Origin of the sequence: Ralstonia psammae (assembly GCF_958405935.1) — a bacterium.
Classification (GTDB): domain Bacteria; phylum Pseudomonadota; class Gammaproteobacteria; order Burkholderiales; family Burkholderiaceae; genus Ralstonia; species Ralstonia psammae.
In genome coordinates this window covers 508,851-524,697 of record NZ_CATZBU010000003.1, presented here as the reverse complement: position 1 = coordinate 524,697, position 15,847 = coordinate 508,851, and the positions used below count along the sequence as shown (strand labels likewise).

The 15,847-nt window shown below is 66.4% G+C and carries 12 protein-coding genes; 10 read left to right on the top strand and 2 right to left on the bottom strand.

Annotation, left to right across the window (positions count from 1 at the left end; genetic code table 11):
• Positions 1–34 precede the first annotated feature (34 nt).
• From R2N16_RS09115 to R2N16_RS09105, 3 genes are read left to right on the top strand one after another with little or no spacing between them, the layout of a single operon-like run.
• Entirely contained in the window at positions 35–499 is a 465-nt protein-coding gene (locus R2N16_RS09115; protein ID WP_316665418.1) for a (2Fe-2S)-binding protein, read from the top strand.
• Positions 496–2,703 (top strand): xanthine dehydrogenase family protein molybdopterin-binding subunit, encoded by a 2,208-nt coding sequence (locus R2N16_RS09110; protein WP_316665306.1) that lies wholly within the window; start codon positions 496–498, stop codon positions 2,701–2,703. The genes R2N16_RS09115 and R2N16_RS09110 overlap by 4 nt, the downstream gene beginning before the upstream one ends.
• A gap of 8 nt (positions 2,704–2,711) precedes the next feature.
• Positions 2,712–3,650, top strand: coding sequence for a LysR family transcriptional regulator (locus R2N16_RS09105; RefSeq protein ID WP_316665305.1), 939 nt, complete (start codon positions 2,712–2,714; stop codon positions 3,648–3,650).
• On the opposite strand, the gene R2N16_RS09100 is transcribed toward R2N16_RS09105, so the two are convergent.
• Complete coding sequence (locus R2N16_RS09100) at positions 3,626–4,642, bottom strand: AraC family transcriptional regulator (protein ID WP_316665304.1); 1,017 nt, start codon at positions 4,640–4,642, stop codon at positions 3,626–3,628. The two genes, R2N16_RS09105 and R2N16_RS09100, sit on opposite strands and share 25 nt — an antisense overlap.
• A 171-nt stretch (positions 4,643–4,813) precedes the next feature.
• Here R2N16_RS09100 and R2N16_RS09095 point away from each other — a divergent pair, with 171 nt between their 5' ends.
• The 7 genes from R2N16_RS09095 (at position 4,814) to R2N16_RS09065 (ending at position 14,148) form a co-directional block, all read left to right on the top strand.
• On the top strand, positions 4,814–5,947 hold the full coding sequence (locus R2N16_RS09095) for an acyl-CoA dehydrogenase (protein WP_316665303.1): 1,134 nt from the start codon (positions 4,814–4,816) through the stop codon (positions 5,945–5,947).
• A gap of 61 nt (positions 5,948–6,008) precedes the next feature.
• Positions 6,009–7,703 carry an AMP-binding protein gene (locus R2N16_RS09090; RefSeq protein ID WP_316665302.1) on the top strand — a complete coding sequence of 565 codons (1,695 nt, stop codon included), beginning with the start codon at positions 6,009–6,011 and terminating at the stop codon, positions 7,701–7,703.
• Positions 7,704–7,763: 60 nt separating this feature from the next.
• A complete protein-coding gene (locus R2N16_RS09085; RefSeq protein WP_316665301.1) occupies positions 7,764–9,311 on the top strand; it encodes a CoA-acylating methylmalonate-semialdehyde dehydrogenase in 1,548 nt (515 codons plus the stop codon).
• Between the two features lie 19 nt (positions 9,312–9,330).
• Positions 9,331–10,224 (top strand): 3-hydroxyisobutyrate dehydrogenase, encoded by an 894-nt coding sequence (gene mmsB, locus R2N16_RS09080; protein ID WP_316665300.1) that lies wholly within the window; start codon positions 9,331–9,333, stop codon positions 10,222–10,224.
• Positions 10,224–11,021 carry an enoyl-CoA hydratase gene (locus R2N16_RS09075; protein WP_316665299.1) on the top strand — a complete coding sequence of 266 codons (798 nt, stop codon included), beginning with the start codon at positions 10,224–10,226 and terminating at the stop codon, positions 11,019–11,021. The genes mmsB and R2N16_RS09075 overlap by 1 nt, the downstream gene beginning before the upstream one ends.
• Complete coding sequence (locus R2N16_RS09070) at positions 11,018–12,169, top strand: enoyl-CoA hydratase/isomerase family protein (protein ID WP_316665298.1); 1,152 nt, start codon at positions 11,018–11,020, stop codon at positions 12,167–12,169. Before R2N16_RS09075 ends, R2N16_RS09070 begins: the two co-directional genes overlap by 4 nt.
• 209 nt (positions 12,170–12,378) lie before the next feature.
• On the top strand, positions 12,379–14,148 hold the full coding sequence (locus R2N16_RS09065; RefSeq protein WP_316665297.1) for a phospholipase D-like domain-containing protein: 1,770 nt from the start codon (positions 12,379–12,381) through the stop codon (positions 14,146–14,148).
• A gap of 27 nt (positions 14,149–14,175) precedes the next feature.
• On the opposite strand, the gene R2N16_RS09060 is transcribed toward R2N16_RS09065, so the two are convergent.
• A complete protein-coding gene (locus tag R2N16_RS09060) occupies positions 14,176–15,669 on the bottom strand; it encodes an acyl-CoA synthetase (RefSeq protein WP_316665296.1) in 1,494 nt (497 codons plus the stop codon).
• Positions 15,670–15,847 lie beyond the last annotated feature (178 nt).

Sequence of the window (15,847 nt, the reverse complement as noted above, 5' to 3'; positions counted from 1 at the left end):
CGCACGAGACGGCCTGATTCCGGAGGAGACAATGATGACCGAGATTATGGTCAATGGCGCCCCCCATGCGCTGGATGCCGCCGATGCCGACATGCCCCTGCTGTGGGTACTGCGCGATCGGCTCAAGCTGACCGGTACCAAGTTTGGCTGCGGCGGCGGTTTCTGCGGGGCCTGCACGGTCCATCTGGATGGCGCGCCCATCCGCGCGTGCATCACGCCCGCGTCGGTGGCGGCGGGGCACAGCGTCACCACCATCGAAGGGCTGTCGAAAGACGGCACGCACCCGCTGCAACGCGCCTGGGTGGCGGAAGACGTGCCGCAATGCGGCTACTGCCAGTCGGGGCAGATCATGTCCGCAGCCGCGCTGCTGGCGGCGGGCACGCCCGTCAACGACGAGGCCATCACCAACGCCATGGCCGGCAACATCTGCCGCTGCGGCACCTACGGGCGCATCCGCCAGGCCATCAAGCGTGCCGCCGACGAACGGGGCAAGGCATGAGCGCGCCGCGTGAGCTGCATGCACCGTCGCGCCGCCGCTTCCTGCAGCAGGGCGCGCTGTTGACGGCGGGGCTGGCGGTCGGCTTCCGTCTGCCCGATGCGCTGGCCGCCGGCAAGGATGCTGTCGCGGGCGAGTTCGAGCCCAACGCCTGGGTGCGGGTGCTGGCCGACAACACGGTCAGGATCGTCGTTCACAAGCATGACTCCGGCACCGGCACGCAGACGGCCTTGGCGGCCTGCGTGGCGGAAGAGCTGGATGTGGACCCGATGCGCATTGCCGTCATCACGCCGGAAGATCCGTTCTTCCACGAATACATCCACCCGGTCTGGAAGGTGCATTCCACCGGCGGCAGTACCAGCGTGTCGCTCGAATACGTGCGCCTGAGGCAAGCCGGTGCCACGGCGCGCGCGATGCTCGTCAGCGCGGCCGCGCAGCGCTGGGGCGTGCCCGACACCGCGTGCAGCACGGCGGACGGCACCGTCATCTGCAATGCCGACGGCCGCCAGGCCACGTACGGCGAGCTGGCCGATGCCGCTGGCCGCCTGTCTGCGCCCGCCCATGTCTCGCTCAAGCCCGCGGCGGACTTCAAGTACATCGGCAAGCTGCGCCACAAGCGCGACGCGCTCGCCAAGGTGACGGGCCGCTTCCAGTACGGCATCGATGTGTCGTTGCCCGGCATGTTGGTGGCGGTCGTACAGCGTGCGCCCATGCCGGGTGCACGCGTGCGCCGCATCGACAGCGCCGAGGCGCTGAAGGTGCGCGGCGTGCGCCAGGTCATCACGATCCCCATGCGGCCCGATGTGCTGGGCGGCAACCAGGAAGGCGTGGCCGTGCTGGCCGACGACTACTGGGCCGCCAACAGGGGCCGCGCCGTGCTCAAGGTGGAGTGGGACGACAGCCCCTTCGCCGATTTCGACAGCGGCGAGGTGGCCAGGCAACAGGCGGCGTGGCTTGCCGGCGGCAAGGCGCGCGTGGTGCATACGATCCAGGCAGGCGCGACGGACGTTGCGATGAGCCATGCGGCGCGCCGCGTCAGTGCGGCGTACCGCATGCCGTACAAGCAGCAGAATCCGCTCGAACCGGTCAACATCACGGCGTGGCTCAAGGACGGCGTCATCCAGTATTGGGGTGGCATCCAGGTGCCGTCGACGGCAATGGAGGCGGCCGAGGTGGTCTGCGGGCTGCCGCGCGACAAGGTGGTGCTGCACGAGAGGGTGTCGGGCGGCAGCTTTGGCGCACGCGAGAGCAAGTACTGGCTGTTCGAGGTCAGCTACCTCGCCAGGAAGACCGGCGTGCCCGTCAAGCTGATGAACAGCCGCGAAGACGAGATGCGCGCGCTGTACGGCCACCCCGCCACGTACCACCAGCTCGAAGGTGCGCTCGATGCCCAGGGCCGGCTGGATGCGCTGCGCATCCGCGCGGTGTCGCCGGCCTCGCCCGAGCAGTGGGAGCCCGGCTACTTCGACCGCCCCGATCGCATGGACTACAGCACCACCGAGGCCCTCTCGAAGTGGGATTTCCCGTACCGTGCCAACCACATGGATATCGGCTGGGTGCGCCACGAAACGGGCATCCCGACGGGCTGGTACCGGGCTGTCAGCTTCATCCCCAACGTGTTCGCCACCGAGAGCTTCATGGACGAGGTGGCCACGGCGGCCCAGCGTGATCCGGTGGAATTTCGCGTTGCGCACATGGCTGACCGGCCGCGTCATGTGGCGGTGCTGCGTACCGCCGCGCAGCACGCCGGGTGGGGAAACACTGCCCGTGGACACGCACTGGGTGTCGCCACGCATCAGGCGTATGACAGCTACATTGCCGTGGTGGCCCAGGTGGCGCGCAAGGATGGCCGCGTTGTGGTGGAAAAGCTCACCTGCGTGGCGGACGTCGGCCTGGCCGTCTCACGCACGGGCGTGGAAGAACAGCTCTACGGCGGGCTGATGTGGGGCCTTGGCCATGCACTGTTCGATCGCATCGACATCCAGCGCGGGGCGGTGCAGCAAAGCAACTTCCACGACTACCCGGTGATGCGCATGTCGGACATGCCCGCCATCGACATCGTCATCGTCGATGGCAATCGCGATAAGCCCGGCGGTGTGGGCGAGCTGGCCAACCCACCGGTTGCGCCCGCCATTGCCAATGCCATCTTCCGGCTGACCGGCAAGCGCCAGCGCGAGACGCCCTTCAAGCTCGACCTGCAGGCGTAGCGCGCATCGTGGATATCCGCCTGCTGCGCTACTTCTCGGTGCTGGCCGACGAGCTGCATTTCGGGCGGGCGGCGGCGCGCCTGTTCATGTCGCAGCCGCCGCTGAGCCAGCAGATCCGGCTGCTGGAAGACGAGATCGGCACGCCGCTGTTTGTGCGCAGCCACCACCGCGTGGAACTCACGGCGGCCGGCCGCACGCTCAAAGAGCAAGCCCCGCTGGTGTTCGCGCAGCTCAACCGCGCGCTGGATCTCACACGGCAGGCAGGCCGTGGCCAGGTGGGCGAGCTGGAAATCGGCATGATCAGTTCGGTGATGGTGGGGCTGCTGCCCGAAGCGCTGCGCCAGTTTCGCGAGCGCTACCCCGGCGTTGAATGGCGTCTGCAAGAGATGACACCCGCCGCGCAGGTGGCCGCCCTCAAGGAGCGCCGCATCGACGCGTGCATCTTCCGACTGGGCCAGGAAGACCCCGCCGTGCGCAGCGAGCTGCTGCAGCACGAGCCGATCGTGATGGCGCTGCCGGCCACGCACCGGTTGGCCGGCCACGCCAGCCTTGCCCTTGGGGACTTTGCCGGCGAGCCGTTTGTTGCCTTCGAGTCCAAGCGCTCGCGCTTTGCCGATCACCTGCTGCATCTATGCATCCAGGCCGGCTTTGCGCCGCTCGTGCGCCAGCAGGTGACCGAGGTGCAGACGTTGCTCGCACTGGTGAGCGCAGGCTTTGGCGTGGCACTGCTGCCGGGCTCCACGGCCAACCTGGCACCCCCGGGTGTGGTCTTCCGGCCGCTGGAGCCGGCGCTGCCGTCCGTGCCGCTGTACGTGCACTATCGCGTGGACGATCAATCGCCGGTGCTCAAGGCCTTTCTCGATACGCTGCGGGAAGTGAGCGGAGCGGGCGACGCTGCTGCTGCTGCTGCTGCTGCGCAGCCTCAGTCTGCGCTGGCCAGCCGATAGTCCGTCGGCCGCATGCCCGTCCATTTGCGGAACGCGCGGTGAAACGCACTCGGTTCTGCAAAGCCGACGGCCACCGCAATGTCTGCAATCGTGCGGCGCGTGTCCTGCAACTGGCCGATGGCAATGTCGCGCCGCAGATCGTCCTTGATCGACTGATACGTGTGGCCTTCCAGCTTCAGGCGCCGCCGCATGGTGGCCTCTGCCACATTCAGCTTGAGTGCCATCGCGTCTGCAGCGGGCCAGCTTGCCACCGGCAGGTTGCGCAGCGTCTTGCGCACGCGCGCCGAGAATGAATCCGGGTTGCGGTACTTGACGATGAAGCTGCCCGGTGCATCGCGCAGGAAGGTCTTGATGGACGCCGCCGTCTGGATGACGGGCAGTTCCAGGAAGGCCGGTGAAAGATCCACGAACGAGGCTTCCTGCCGGAACGCCATGTCGTCGCAGAACATCAGGCGATATTCCTGCGCGTCCTGCGGTGCCGCGCATCGGAAGCGCGCCGCAATGAACGGAATGCGCCGCCCCACCAGCCAGCACACCAGGCCGTAGACCATGATGAGCCATGTGGCGTAGGTGAACATGGGCGGCACCCGCGTGCCCTTGCGGTGCACGAAGATGAGGCGCACACGCTGATCGTCTTCTTCAATCTGCACATGCAGATCGTCCAGCACCAGCCGCAGAAAGCCCGTGGCCCGCGCGAGCGCCTGCCGACCCGTGCGCGCGGTGAGCGCCGCTTGCGTCATCGCCACGAAACTGCCCCAGCGCATGGGGTGCGCATCCTGCCCGAAGAACTCATCGTCCATGGCCTGCGCAATGCCGGCCCACAGCGCGCCGTACTGCGCCGAAGACACGCGGCTGCGCGGTTGCGCCAGCATCTGCGGCGTGATGCCCGCAGCGGCCATGATGGGCTGCGTGTCCACACCGTGCGCGCGCGCACGTGTCACCGCCTCGTTGACGAGGCTGACAGAGACGGTTCCCTTTTCGTTGTTTTTCATCGGTATGGCAAATCCGCTCACGCAAGTTGATCGTGACGGGCATCGAAGCCGCCCCGCCGCGTGCCTACACTTTTTCCCCATCGAAACCCAGCGCCGCAGGCTGCACAGTGTAAGGCGCCTGTACAGGCAGCGTCACGCGGCGCCGGTCCGCAAACAAGCGAGAGCCAAGCGATGGACGACTTCTATACCGAAGAACAGCGGATGATCCACGATGCCGCGCGCGACTTTGCCACCGAGCGCCTGGCGCCCAACGCCGCACAATGGGACCGCGATGGTGCACTGCCGGATGACGTGGTGCGCGAGATGGGCGAGCTGGGGCTGCTGGGCATGATCGTGCCGGCGGAGTGGGGCGGTTCGTACACCGACTACGTGGCCTATGCGCTCGCGCTGGAAGAAGTGGCCGCCGGCTGCGCCGCCAGCGCGACGATGATGAGCGTGCACAATTCGGTCGGCTGCGGCCCGATCCTCAAGTTCGGCACCGAGGCGCAGAAGGCGCGTTACCTGCCCGACCTTGCCACGGGCCGCGCGATTGGCGCGTTCTGCCTGACCGAGCCGCATGCCGGTTCCGAAGCCAACAACCTGCGCACGCGCGCCGTGCTGCGCGACGGCCAGTGGGTGCTCAACGGCAACAAGCAGTTCGTCACCAACGGCGCGCGGGCGGACATCGCCATCGTGTTTGCCGTGACCGATCCCGAGGCCGGCAAGCGCGGCATCTCCGCCTTCATTGTGCCGACGGACACGCCGGGCTTTCTCGTTGGGCGGCCCGAACACAAGCTTGGCATTCGCGCGTCGGACACCTGTCCGATCACGCTCGAAGACTGCGCCGTGCCCGAGGCCAACCTGCTCGGCGAGCGCGGCGAAGGTTTGAAGATCGCGCTGTCGAACCTGGAGGGCGGGCGCATCGGCATTGCCGCGCAAGCCGTGGGCATTGCACGTGCCGCATTCGATGCCGCGCGCAACTACGCCAACGAGCGCATCCAGTTCGGCAAGGCGCTGCGCGAGCACCAGACCATCGCCAACATGCTGGCCGACATGGCCACGCGCCTGAATGCCGCGCGCTTGCTCGTTCACCACGCGGCGCGCCTGCGCAGTGCAGACAAGCCTTGTTTGTCGGAAGCCTCGCAGGCCAAGCTCTATGCGTCGGAACTGGCCGAAGAAATCTGCTCCAACGCCATCCAGATCCACGGGGGCTACGGTTACCTGGCCGACTACGCCGTCGAGCGCCACTACCGCGATGCACGCATTACCCAGATCTACGAAGGCACCAGCGAAGTCCAGCGGATGGTGATCGCGCGGCACGTGTAGCACGCACCGCGCACATCGACCGAACACGAAAGAGCGCAAACGCGCCGACCAGGAGACGACGATGAACGAAGCGGTATCTGCAGCACAGGGTTTTGTGGAAGCGCGCGATTTTCTGCTGCGCCATCGCACCGACTACGACCGCGCGTACCGCGAGTTCACGTGGCCCGCGCTGGACACCTTCAACTGGGCGCTTGACTACTTCGATGTGATGGCGCGCGGCAATGACAGCCCGGCGCTGTGGATCGTCGATGATCTGCAGGGCGAGGGGTTGAAGCTCTCGTTTGCGCAGATGTCCGAGCGCTCGTCGCGCATGGCGAACTTCCTGCGCGGGCTTGGCATCGTGCGTGGTGATCGTCTGCTGCTGATGCTGCCCAACCGCGTGGAACTCTGGGACGTGATGCTCGCGGCGATGAAGCTGGGCGCGGTGGTATTGCCGGCCACCACGCAGCTCTCGCCGGACGATGTGCGTGACCGCGTGGAACTCGGCGGTGCGAACTGCGTGGTTGTCGACGCGGCGGATCTGCACAAGTTTGACGGTGTTGATGCGGGCGTCAAACGCATCGCCGTGGGTGGGCAGCGTGATGGCTGGATCGACTTGGCCGCAGCCTACGACGCGCCTGCGCAGTTCGTGCCCGACGGCCCGACCGGCGCCACCGACCCGCTGCTGCTGTACTTCACCTCGGGCACCACGTCCAAGCCGAAGCTCGTCAAGCACACGCACCAGAGCTATCCGGTCGGCCACCTGTCGACCATGTACTGGATCGGTCTGCAGCCCGGCGACATCCACTGGAACATCAGCTCGCCCGGCTGGGCCAAGCATGCGTGGAGCTGCTTCTTCGCCCCCTGGAACGCACAGGCTTGCGTGTTCGTCTACAACTACGCGCGCTTCGTACCCAAGGACACGCTCGACGTGCTGGTGCGCTTTAGCGTGACCACGCTGTGCGCGCCGCCGACCGTGTGGCGCATGCTGGTGCAGGAGCCACTGGCCTCGTACGCGGTCAAGCTGCGTGAGATTGTCGGTGCGGGCGAGCCGCTGAACCCCGAGATCATCGAACGTGTGCGCAGCGCCTGGGGCGTCACCATCCGCGACGGCTTCGGCCAGACCGAGACCACCTGCCAGATTGGCAATACGCCCGGCCAGCCGGTGGTGCCAGGTTCGGTGGGGCGCCCCCTGCCGGGTTACCGCGTAGAGCTGGTCGACCACGACGACCAGCCCGTCAGCGAAGGCGAGATCGTGCTGCCGCTCTCGCACCGTCCGCTCGGCCTGATGGAGGGTTACGCCAACAATGCCCGCGCCACCGCCGAGGCGATGCGCAACGGCTATTACCACACGTCGGACGTCGCCATGCGCCGCGACGACGGCTACTTTGTCTACGTGGGCCGCACCGATGACGTGTTCAAGTCGTCGGATTACCGCCTGAGCCCCTTCGAGCTGGAAAGCGTATTGATCGAGCACGAAGCCATTGCCGAGGCGGCCGTGGTGCCGAGTTCCGACCCCCTGCGCTTGTCCGTGCCCAAGGCGTTCGTCACGGTCCGGCAGGGCTATGAGGCGGGCCCTGAACTGGCCCGCGCCGTGTTCCTCTTCTCGCGCGAGAAGCTCGCACCCTACAAGCGCATCCGCCGCCTGCAGTTCAGCGAATTGCCCAAGACCATTTCCGGAAAGATCCGCCGCGTTGAGCTGCGCCGGCTCGAACTCGAGCGTACCCCCCAGCCGGCTCGCCTGCCCGGCGAGTACTGGGAAGAAGATTTCGCCTGATTTGCCCATCCCGCATTGAACCCGCTACCGCTACCGACACCGATTCGCCAGGAGACCCCCATGAGCGCCGTTGCCTCTCTCGCTTCCGCCAAGCCTGCCGCACAGCAGGACACCCCGCCCACCGTCAAGCTGCTGATCGGCGGCGAGTTTGTCGAATCGCAGTCGAAGGAATGGCGCGATGTGGTCAACCCCGCTACGCAGGAGGTGCTGGCGCGCGTGCCATTTGCCACGGCTGATGAGGTGGACGCCGCCATCCGCTCGGCACACGCAGCGTTTGCCACGTGGAAGAACACGCCGGTGGGCGCACGCATGCGCATCATGCTGAGGTTTCAGGCGCTGATTCGCGAGCACTCGCCGCGCATCGCGCGCACGCTGACGGCCGAGCAGGGCAAGACGCTGCCCGATGCGGAAGGCGACATCTTCCGTGGGCTGGAGGTGGTGGAGCACGCGTGCTCGGTGGGCTCGCTGCAGCAGGGTGAGTTTCTGGAGAACGTGGCCGGCGCGGTGGACACCTATACGCTGCGCCAGCCGATTGGCGTGTGCGCGGGCATCACGCCGTTCAACTTTCCCGCAATGATCCCGTTGTGGATGTTCCCGATGGCCATCGTGTGTGGCAACACGTTCGTGCTGAAGCCTTCCGAGCAAGACCCGCTGTCGACCATGCAACTCGTCGAGCTGGCCTTGGAGGCCGGTGTGCCGCCGGGCGTGCTGAACGTTGTGCACGGTGGCAAGGACGTCGTGGATGCACTGTGCACGCACGAGCATGTGAAGGCGATTTCGTTTGTCGGCTCCACGGCGGTCGGCACGCATGTGTACCGCCTGGGCAGCGAGCACGGCAAGCGTGTGCAATCGATGATGGGCGCGAAGAACCATGCTGTGGTGCTGCCCGATGCCAACCGTGAACAGACCCTCAACGCACTCGTCGGCGCAGCCTTTGGCGCGGCGGGGCAGCGCTGCATGGCCACGTCCGTGGTGGTGCTGGTGGGCGCCGCCCAGGCCTGGGTGCCGGACCTGATCGCCAAGGCCCGGACGCTCAAGGTCAATGCCGGTGTGGAGCCGGGCACCGACGTTGGCCCCGTCGTCTCGCGTGCGGCCAAGCAACGCATTCTCGGCCTGATCGAATCGGGTGTGCAGCAGGGCGCCACGCTCGCGCTGGACGGCCGCGGCGTACGCGTGGCCGGCTATGAAGACGGCAACTTCGTCGGCCCGACCGTCTTCACCGATGTGACGACCGACATGGACATCTACACCAACGAAATCTTCGGCCCCGTGCTGCTGGTGCTGACCGCACCCACGCTGGACGATGCCATTGCGCTGGTTAACGCGAACCCGTTCGGCAACGGCGTGGGGCTGTTCACGCAGAGCGGTGCAGCGGCGCGCAAGTTCCAGAGCGAGATCGACGTGGGCCAGGTCGGCATCAACATCCCGATCCCGGTGCCGGTGCCGTACTTCAGCTTTACCGGTTCGCGCGGCTCCAAGCTGGGGGACCTGGGCCCGTACGGCAAGCAGGTGGTGCAGTTCTATACGCAAACGAAGACGGTGACGGCGCGCTGGTTTGACGACGCGGTCGATGCCGGTGGCGTGAACACCACCATCAGCCTGCGCTGATTGCACGAGGAGCGTTGTCATGAAAATCGCATTCATCGGCCTGGGCAACATGGGCGCCCCCATGGCGCGCAACCTGCTCAAGGCGGGCCATGCGCTGACCGTGTTTGATCTGAGCGCGCAGGCGGTGGGCGCGCTGGTCGAAGCCGGCGCCACGGCAGCGGCTTCGCCCAAAGCGGCCGTGACCGGCGCGGAGACCGTCATCACCATGCTGCCTGCCGCGGCGCATGTGCGCCATGTGCTGACAGCGGAAGACGGTGTGCTGGCTGGCATTGCCAAGGGTGTGCCCATCATCGATTCCAGCACCATTGACCCGGCCAGCGTGAAGGCATTTGCCGCGCTGGCGGCCGAGCACGGCAATACCTTTGTCGACGCGCCGGTCTCGGGCGGCACGGGCGGCGCTGCGGCCGGCACACTCACCTTCATGGTGGGCGGCAGCGCGGCGGCGTTCGAACAGGTGCGCCCCGTGCTCTCCGCCATGGGCAAGAACCTCGTGCATTGCGGCGACACGGGCGCCGGCCAGGGCGCGAAGATCTGCAACAACCTCGTGCTCGGCATCACCATGGCAGGCGTGGCCGAAGCCATGTCGCTGGGCGAAGCGCTGGGCATCGACCCGAAGGTGCTGGGCGGCATCATCAATACCTCGACGGGGCGCTGCTGGAGTTCGGACACGTACAACCCGTTCCCCGGTGTGATCGAGACCGCGCCCTCATCGCGCGGATACACCGGCGGGTTCGGTACCGACTTGATGCTCAAGGATCTGGGCCTGGCCGGTGACGCAGCAAAGTCCGTCCGTCAGCCCGTCTATTTGGGTGCGCTGGCACAGCAGCTGTACCAAACCGTGAGCAGCAAGGGCGATGGCAAGCTGGATTTCTCCGCTGTCATCAAGCTCTATCGGAAGGATGGAGCGGCGTGATGATTGAACTGGAAACGCTGCACCAGGGCACCATCGCGCTGCTGACGCTCAAGCGTCCGCCTGCCAACGCGTTCACGCCGGAAGGTCTGCTGCAACTGCAATCCACCGTCGAACGCTTGAATGCCGACGCACGCGTGCGCGCCATCGTGATCACCGGCGATGGCCCGAAGTTCTTCAGCGCGGGAGCCGACCTCAACACCTTTGCCAGTGGCGACCGCGATGTGGCCCGCGAGGCGGCTGCCCGTTTCGGTGCCGCGTTCGAAGCGTTGCAGAATGCGCGCCCGGTGGTGATTGCCGCCATCAACGGCTTTGCGATGGGGGGTGGTTTGGAGTGCGCGTTGGCATGCGACATCCGCATCGCCGAGGCCCACGCCAAGCTGGCCGTGCCCGAGACCGCCGTCGGCCTGCTGTGCTGCGGTTGCGGCACGCAGACGCTGCCATGGCTCGTGGGTGAAGGCTGGGCCAAGCGCATGATCCTGACCGGCGAGCGCGTCGATGCGCAGACCGCCCTGCGTATCGGCCTGGTGGAAGAGGTGGTGGACACGGGCGCCGCACGCGAAGCGGCCATCGCTATGGCACAGCGTGTGACGGCGTTGAGCCCGCAGGCCGTCACCTTCAGCAAGCAGCTCATTCACCAGGCCCGCAATGGCGTGCCACGCAGCGCGGCGCAGGCCGTAGAGCGCGAACGCTTTGTCGATCTGTTTGATCACCCGGACCAGCGCGAAGGCGTGAATGCTTTCCTTGAGAAACGCGCGCCGCGCTGGCAGTCCGCGCACGAATCGGAGACGCTGCAATGAGTGCCGTCCAAATGCAGGCGACGCCGCCCGAGGCAGCCGCTGCCGAACCCGAGGTGTTGATGCGCGTGGTGAACCGCGTGGCCATCATCACCTTGAACCGGCCGTCTGCCCTGAATGCCCTGTCGCACGGCATGGTGCGCCAGTTGGCGGCGCTGCTGGAGCAATGCCGCCACGACGACGGCATCGTCGCACTGGTGCTGCGCGGTGCGGGCCAGAAGGGCTTCTGCGCCGGCGGCGATGTACGCGCGCTCTATCAGCTCGCGCAACGGGGCCACATGGACGGCGACGACGGCTGGTTACAATTCTTCGTCGACGAATACCGGCTCGACTACACACTGCACCAGTTTCCGAAGCCCATCGTCGCGCTGATGGACGGCATCACCATGGGCGGCGGCATGGGCCTTGGGCAGGCTGCACAGCTGCGTGTGGTGACCGAGCGCACGAAGATGGCGATGCCGGAAACGCGCATCGGGTTTCTGCCAGACGTGGGCGCCACGCGCTTTCTGAGTGTGATGTCGCCGGAGCTTGAGCTGTATGTCGGGCTGACGGGCGTGACGCTGACGGGCGCCGACGCGCTGCACTGCCATCTGGCCGATGTGTGCGTGCCTGCCGAATGGCTCGCCTCATTCGAAGACCGCCTGCAGCGCATGCCGCACGGCGGCGATCTCATGCAGGCCCTGCGCCGCGTGTTCGAGCCGCCGTGCAACATCGTTCCGCACGCGCCGCTTGCACAGGCGGTGCCCTGGGTGCAGCGCTATTTCGATCGGCGATCGTCGGTCGATCGCATTGTCGCCACGCTGCGCGAGAGCCTGGAGCGCGAACCCGCCCGCGAGCCACGCCAGTGGCTGCAGGCCACGCTTGATGCCATGACGACGCATTCACCGACGATGCTGCACGTGACGCGCGAAGCGCTGCTGCGGGGTCGGCAGTTGTCACTGGCCGAATGCTTTCAGATGGAGTTGGGGATTGTGGCGCGCGGCATCCAGGAAGGCGACTTTTGCGAGGGCGTGCGCGCGCATCTGGTCGACAAGGACCATCGGCCCGGCTGGGCGCCCGCCACATTGCCGCAGGTGCGGCCGGAGCGGGTGCGGCATTTTCTGACGTCGCCGTGGCGCGCCGAGGGGCATCCGTTGGTAGGCCTTGGTTGAGCCAGGTGATGGAACGGGACGTATGGTCGACATACGTTGGGGTGGCTGCGCCGCATCCAGTTGCAGGCGCGTGCGCAGATCGGAATAAAGCACGATTGAATTCGCTGCCCCTCAACCCGCATGGCAGCTAGGTTCGGGTGCCTTGCGTCAGATGGTTGTCACAATCGCGGTGCTAACTGGCGGATGCTTTGCCACCCCAGGAGGCTCCCATGGCGACATCCGTCGATTCATTCCAGGTGAAGGTGTATCAGGGCGACAGTGCGGTGCTGTTCGCCTTTGATGTGGCCGATGCCGATCGCGCCGATCTGGCCGGTTTTGCCATCCAGTGCACGCCGCAGGGCGGGGCGCCGTATTGGGTGGCCAACCGGCTGACATTCGACACGCCCGTTCATGCAGATGCGCCGCTGAAGGCCGGCAAGTACGCCGATTCCATCGACGCGCCGTTTCAGTCGTTCCACTGGGTCCACTTTCCGCCCCACGCGGCCACGCAGCTCAGCTACACCGTGCACGTGCGCTACTTTGCGTCGACGAACCCGGTGCAGCTCGAAACGCGCGCCACGCGCGCGGTGCACGTGACGCTGCAACAGCCGATGAGCGATTGGGCCACCGTGGGCATGGTGCGCGGTTATGTGTCGTCGCAGGCGTTCATCGATCACTACGGCGGCAACACGGCGCTGGCGCCGGACAAGCGCGCACAAACAAAATCGCCGCTGCTGTACGACACGCAGCCGTATCAGAACAAGTACGCCTACCTGGGCGCCACCGGCCGCAGTCTCATCATCGATCTGCTGAACCAGTGCCGGGCGTCCGACGGCTACGGCATCGACGTGCTCGCCTATGACTTGGACGAGCCGGACATCATCCGTGCCATTGCGTGGCTTGCACAGAACGGGCGCAAAGTCCGCGTGATCCAGGACAACTACGTCGGCACCGGCGCCAACCCGGCGGGCCATGGCACCGACAACGCCTTCGAAACGCAGGCCACTGAATACTTCCGGCAGGCCGGCGCGGACGTTCGCCGCACGCACCTTGCGCGCTTTCAGCACCACAAGGCGATCCTGCTGCGCGATGCCGCCGGCAAGCCGGTGCGCGTGCTCGCAGGCTCGGCCAATTTCTCGCTGCGCGGGTTGTACGTGCAGGCCAACAGCGTGCTGGTGTTCGGGCAAGACGCCGCACAGCTCTATGCGCAGGTGTTCGAGCATCTGTGGGGGTGGATCGGCCAGTACGGTGAGGATTCCGCCGGCAGCCGCAAGGTGGCGGCTGCCTTTCGCGCCGATGCGCTGGCCGCCGGCTGGCAGGCGGTACCGCAAGGCAGCACACCGCGGGCGCGCTTCGGGTTCTCGCCGCATCAGACCGATGCGTTGCTGACGGAGGCGGCTGACCGCGTGAAGGGTGCGCTGTCGTCCGTGCTGTTTGCGGTGATGGCCACCGATGGCGGTGGCGAGATGCTGACCACGCTCGAACAGGTTGTGCCGCACAAGGCTGGGCTGCTCTCGCTGGGCGTGATCGATAAACAGGGTGGTGTGGATGCCTTTGCGCCCGGCCGCGATGTGCCCTCGCAAACCGTGTCGTTCGCGTATTTGAAGGACGAAGCGCCTGCGCCGTTCAAGCAGGAGGTGGATGCCGGCACTGGCCAGCACATCCACCACAAGTTTGTCGTGTGCGATTTCAATGGCGACGAGCCAGTGGTGTTCTGCGGCTCGTCGAACCTGTCCAAGGGCGGTGAGGAGCAGAACGGCGACAGCCTGATCGCCATCTACGACCCGGCCATCGTCACAGCCTACGCGATCGAAGCCATCCGCCTGTTCGACCACTATCGCTTTCGCGCCGGCGAATCGAAGGCCACGGCCGCCAACCCGCTGCTCCTGAAGACGTCCGCCGCATGGGCCGACCCGTACTACGATCCGCAGAACATCAAGTTCACGGAGCGCACGCTGTTCGCCAAGTCGGGCACGGAGCAGGAGGCTGCCATCGCGTGATCGACGACGGCAGCGGTTCGTGCGCCTTCACACGCGCCGCTGCCGGTCGCCCCACCATGCGTCGCGCAGACGGCGCTTGGCAATCTTGCCGTTGTCGTCGCGCGGCAGCGCGGTGGTGAACTCGATCTGGCGCGGGATCTTGAAGCCGGCAATCTGGCCGCGCAGCCATTCGATCACGGGCTCGGCCTGCGCGTTCGCGCGCTCGGTCTGCACCACGGCGATCAGGCGCTCGCCGTATTCGTCGTCGGGCACGCCGAAGACGGCGCAGTCCACGACATCGGGGTGGCGCAGTAGCGCATGTTCGATCTCGGCTGGGTAGATGTTCACGCCACCCGAGATGACCATGTCCGAAGCGCGGTCGCATACATACAGGTAGCCGTCTGCATCGAGGTAGCCCATGTCACCGAGCGTGACCAGGCCGTCTCGCTCGATCTTGCCGCGCGCTTCGTCATTGCCGCGATAGGTGAAATCGGGGTACGCGGGCTGGTGGCTGTAGATCAGGCCAATCTCGCCGGTGGGGCAGGGCGTGCCGTCTTCCCGCAGGATGCGCACGCGCGCGTCGCACACCGGGCGGCCGGCGCTGCCGGGGCGGGCGGCCGCGTCGCGCGGGTCCATCACGGTGATCATGCCGGTCTCGCTCGATGCATACGTTTCGTAGATGACGGGGCCGAGCCAGTCGATCATGCGGCGTTTGATCTCGGGGGCACAGGGTGCGCCCGTGGATGCCACAAAGCGCAGCGAAGACAGGTCGTAGCGGCTGCGTTCTTCCTCCGTCAGCTTGAGCAGGCGCACATACATGATCGGCACGAGGTAGACGGTGTCGATGCGGTAGCGCTCGATCTGCTCCAGCACGCGCAGTGCATCAAAGCGCGCGTTCACCACCAGCACCTCCGCCATCTGCGCGGCTTGCTGAGCGAAGAGGCTTGGCGCGCTGTGATAGAGCGGCGCCGGCACTAGCGCACGGCAGCCCGGCACGATACCGAACGTGGCGGCTACCACGGCGCGTGCTTTCTGCAGATGTGCATCGAGCTGATCGAGCGGTACGGCCTGGCGCACCACGCCCTTGGGGCGGCCCGTGGTGCCCGACGTATAGGCCATGTGCCCGCGTGGCGATACCAGCGGCCCGTCGTACGGCGTCTGCAGCGCAAGCCAGTTGGCATAGCCGTCGGCGCGATCGGTGCCTTCGGCGTCCACGCGCAGCAGTTGCACGTGGGGTGGCAGCAGCGGTTCCACTGCATCCACGAGGTCGCGATGGCCGATCAATACCTTGGCGCCCGAATCGCGCACAAGAAACTCCACCTCGGCCGGCGTGAAGTGCCAGTTGATCGGGCAGAAGTAGCACCCCGCAATGCGGCAGGCGTGCATCACGTCGATGTAGGCGGGCGCATTGCGCAGCAGCACGCCGATCACGTCGCCCTCAAGCACGCCCATGCGGCGCAAACCACCGGCCAGGGCTGCGCCGCGCGCGAGCAGCGTGCCCGCATCGGTGGCGCGGTCGTCGAAGATCAGTTGGGCGGTCATGCATGTCTCCTGTGGCGGGCGCGATGTCGTGATGGTTCGATCTGACGGCAGTTCAACCTGCGCAGCATGCCGGATCGCCCCATGCTGAACAATCCGCCCTTGATTGCGCACACTGGTGAATGCGATTGGACAACGCCTGCGCGACGACCCGGGAGCGATTTCTGCGCCTGCCATCAAG

What these genes read in the sequence shown, in the direction of transcription:
- R2N16_RS09115 (WP_316665418.1), top strand. Translation starts at nt 35, where the DNA reads ATGACCGAGATTATGGTCAATGGCGCCCCCCATGCGCTGGATGCCGCC.
- R2N16_RS09110 (WP_316665306.1), top strand. Translation starts at nt 496, where the DNA reads ATGAGCGCGCCGCGTGAGCTGCATGCACCGTCGCGCCGCCGCTTCCTG.
- R2N16_RS09100 (WP_316665304.1), bottom strand. Translation starts at nt 4,642, where the DNA reads ATGAAAAACAACGAAAAGGGAACCGTCTCTGTCAGCCTCGTCAACGAG.
- R2N16_RS09095 (WP_316665303.1), top strand. Translation starts at nt 4,814, where the DNA reads ATGGACGACTTCTATACCGAAGAACAGCGGATGATCCACGATGCCGCG.
- R2N16_RS09090 (WP_316665302.1), top strand. Translation starts at nt 6,009, where the DNA reads ATGAACGAAGCGGTATCTGCAGCACAGGGTTTTGTGGAAGCGCGCGAT.
- R2N16_RS09085 (WP_316665301.1), top strand. Translation starts at nt 7,764, where the DNA reads ATGAGCGCCGTTGCCTCTCTCGCTTCCGCCAAGCCTGCCGCACAGCAG.
- mmsB (WP_316665300.1), top strand. Translation starts at nt 9,331, where the DNA reads ATGAAAATCGCATTCATCGGCCTGGGCAACATGGGCGCCCCCATGGCG.
- R2N16_RS09075 (WP_316665299.1), top strand. Translation starts at nt 10,224, where the DNA reads ATGATTGAACTGGAAACGCTGCACCAGGGCACCATCGCGCTGCTGACG.
- R2N16_RS09070 (WP_316665298.1), top strand. Translation starts at nt 11,018, where the DNA reads ATGAGTGCCGTCCAAATGCAGGCGACGCCGCCCGAGGCAGCCGCTGCC.
- R2N16_RS09065 (WP_316665297.1), top strand. Translation starts at nt 12,379, where the DNA reads ATGGCGACATCCGTCGATTCATTCCAGGTGAAGGTGTATCAGGGCGAC.
- R2N16_RS09060 (WP_316665296.1), bottom strand. Translation starts at nt 15,669, where the DNA reads ATGACCGCCCAACTGATCTTCGACGACCGCGCCACCGATGCGGGCACG.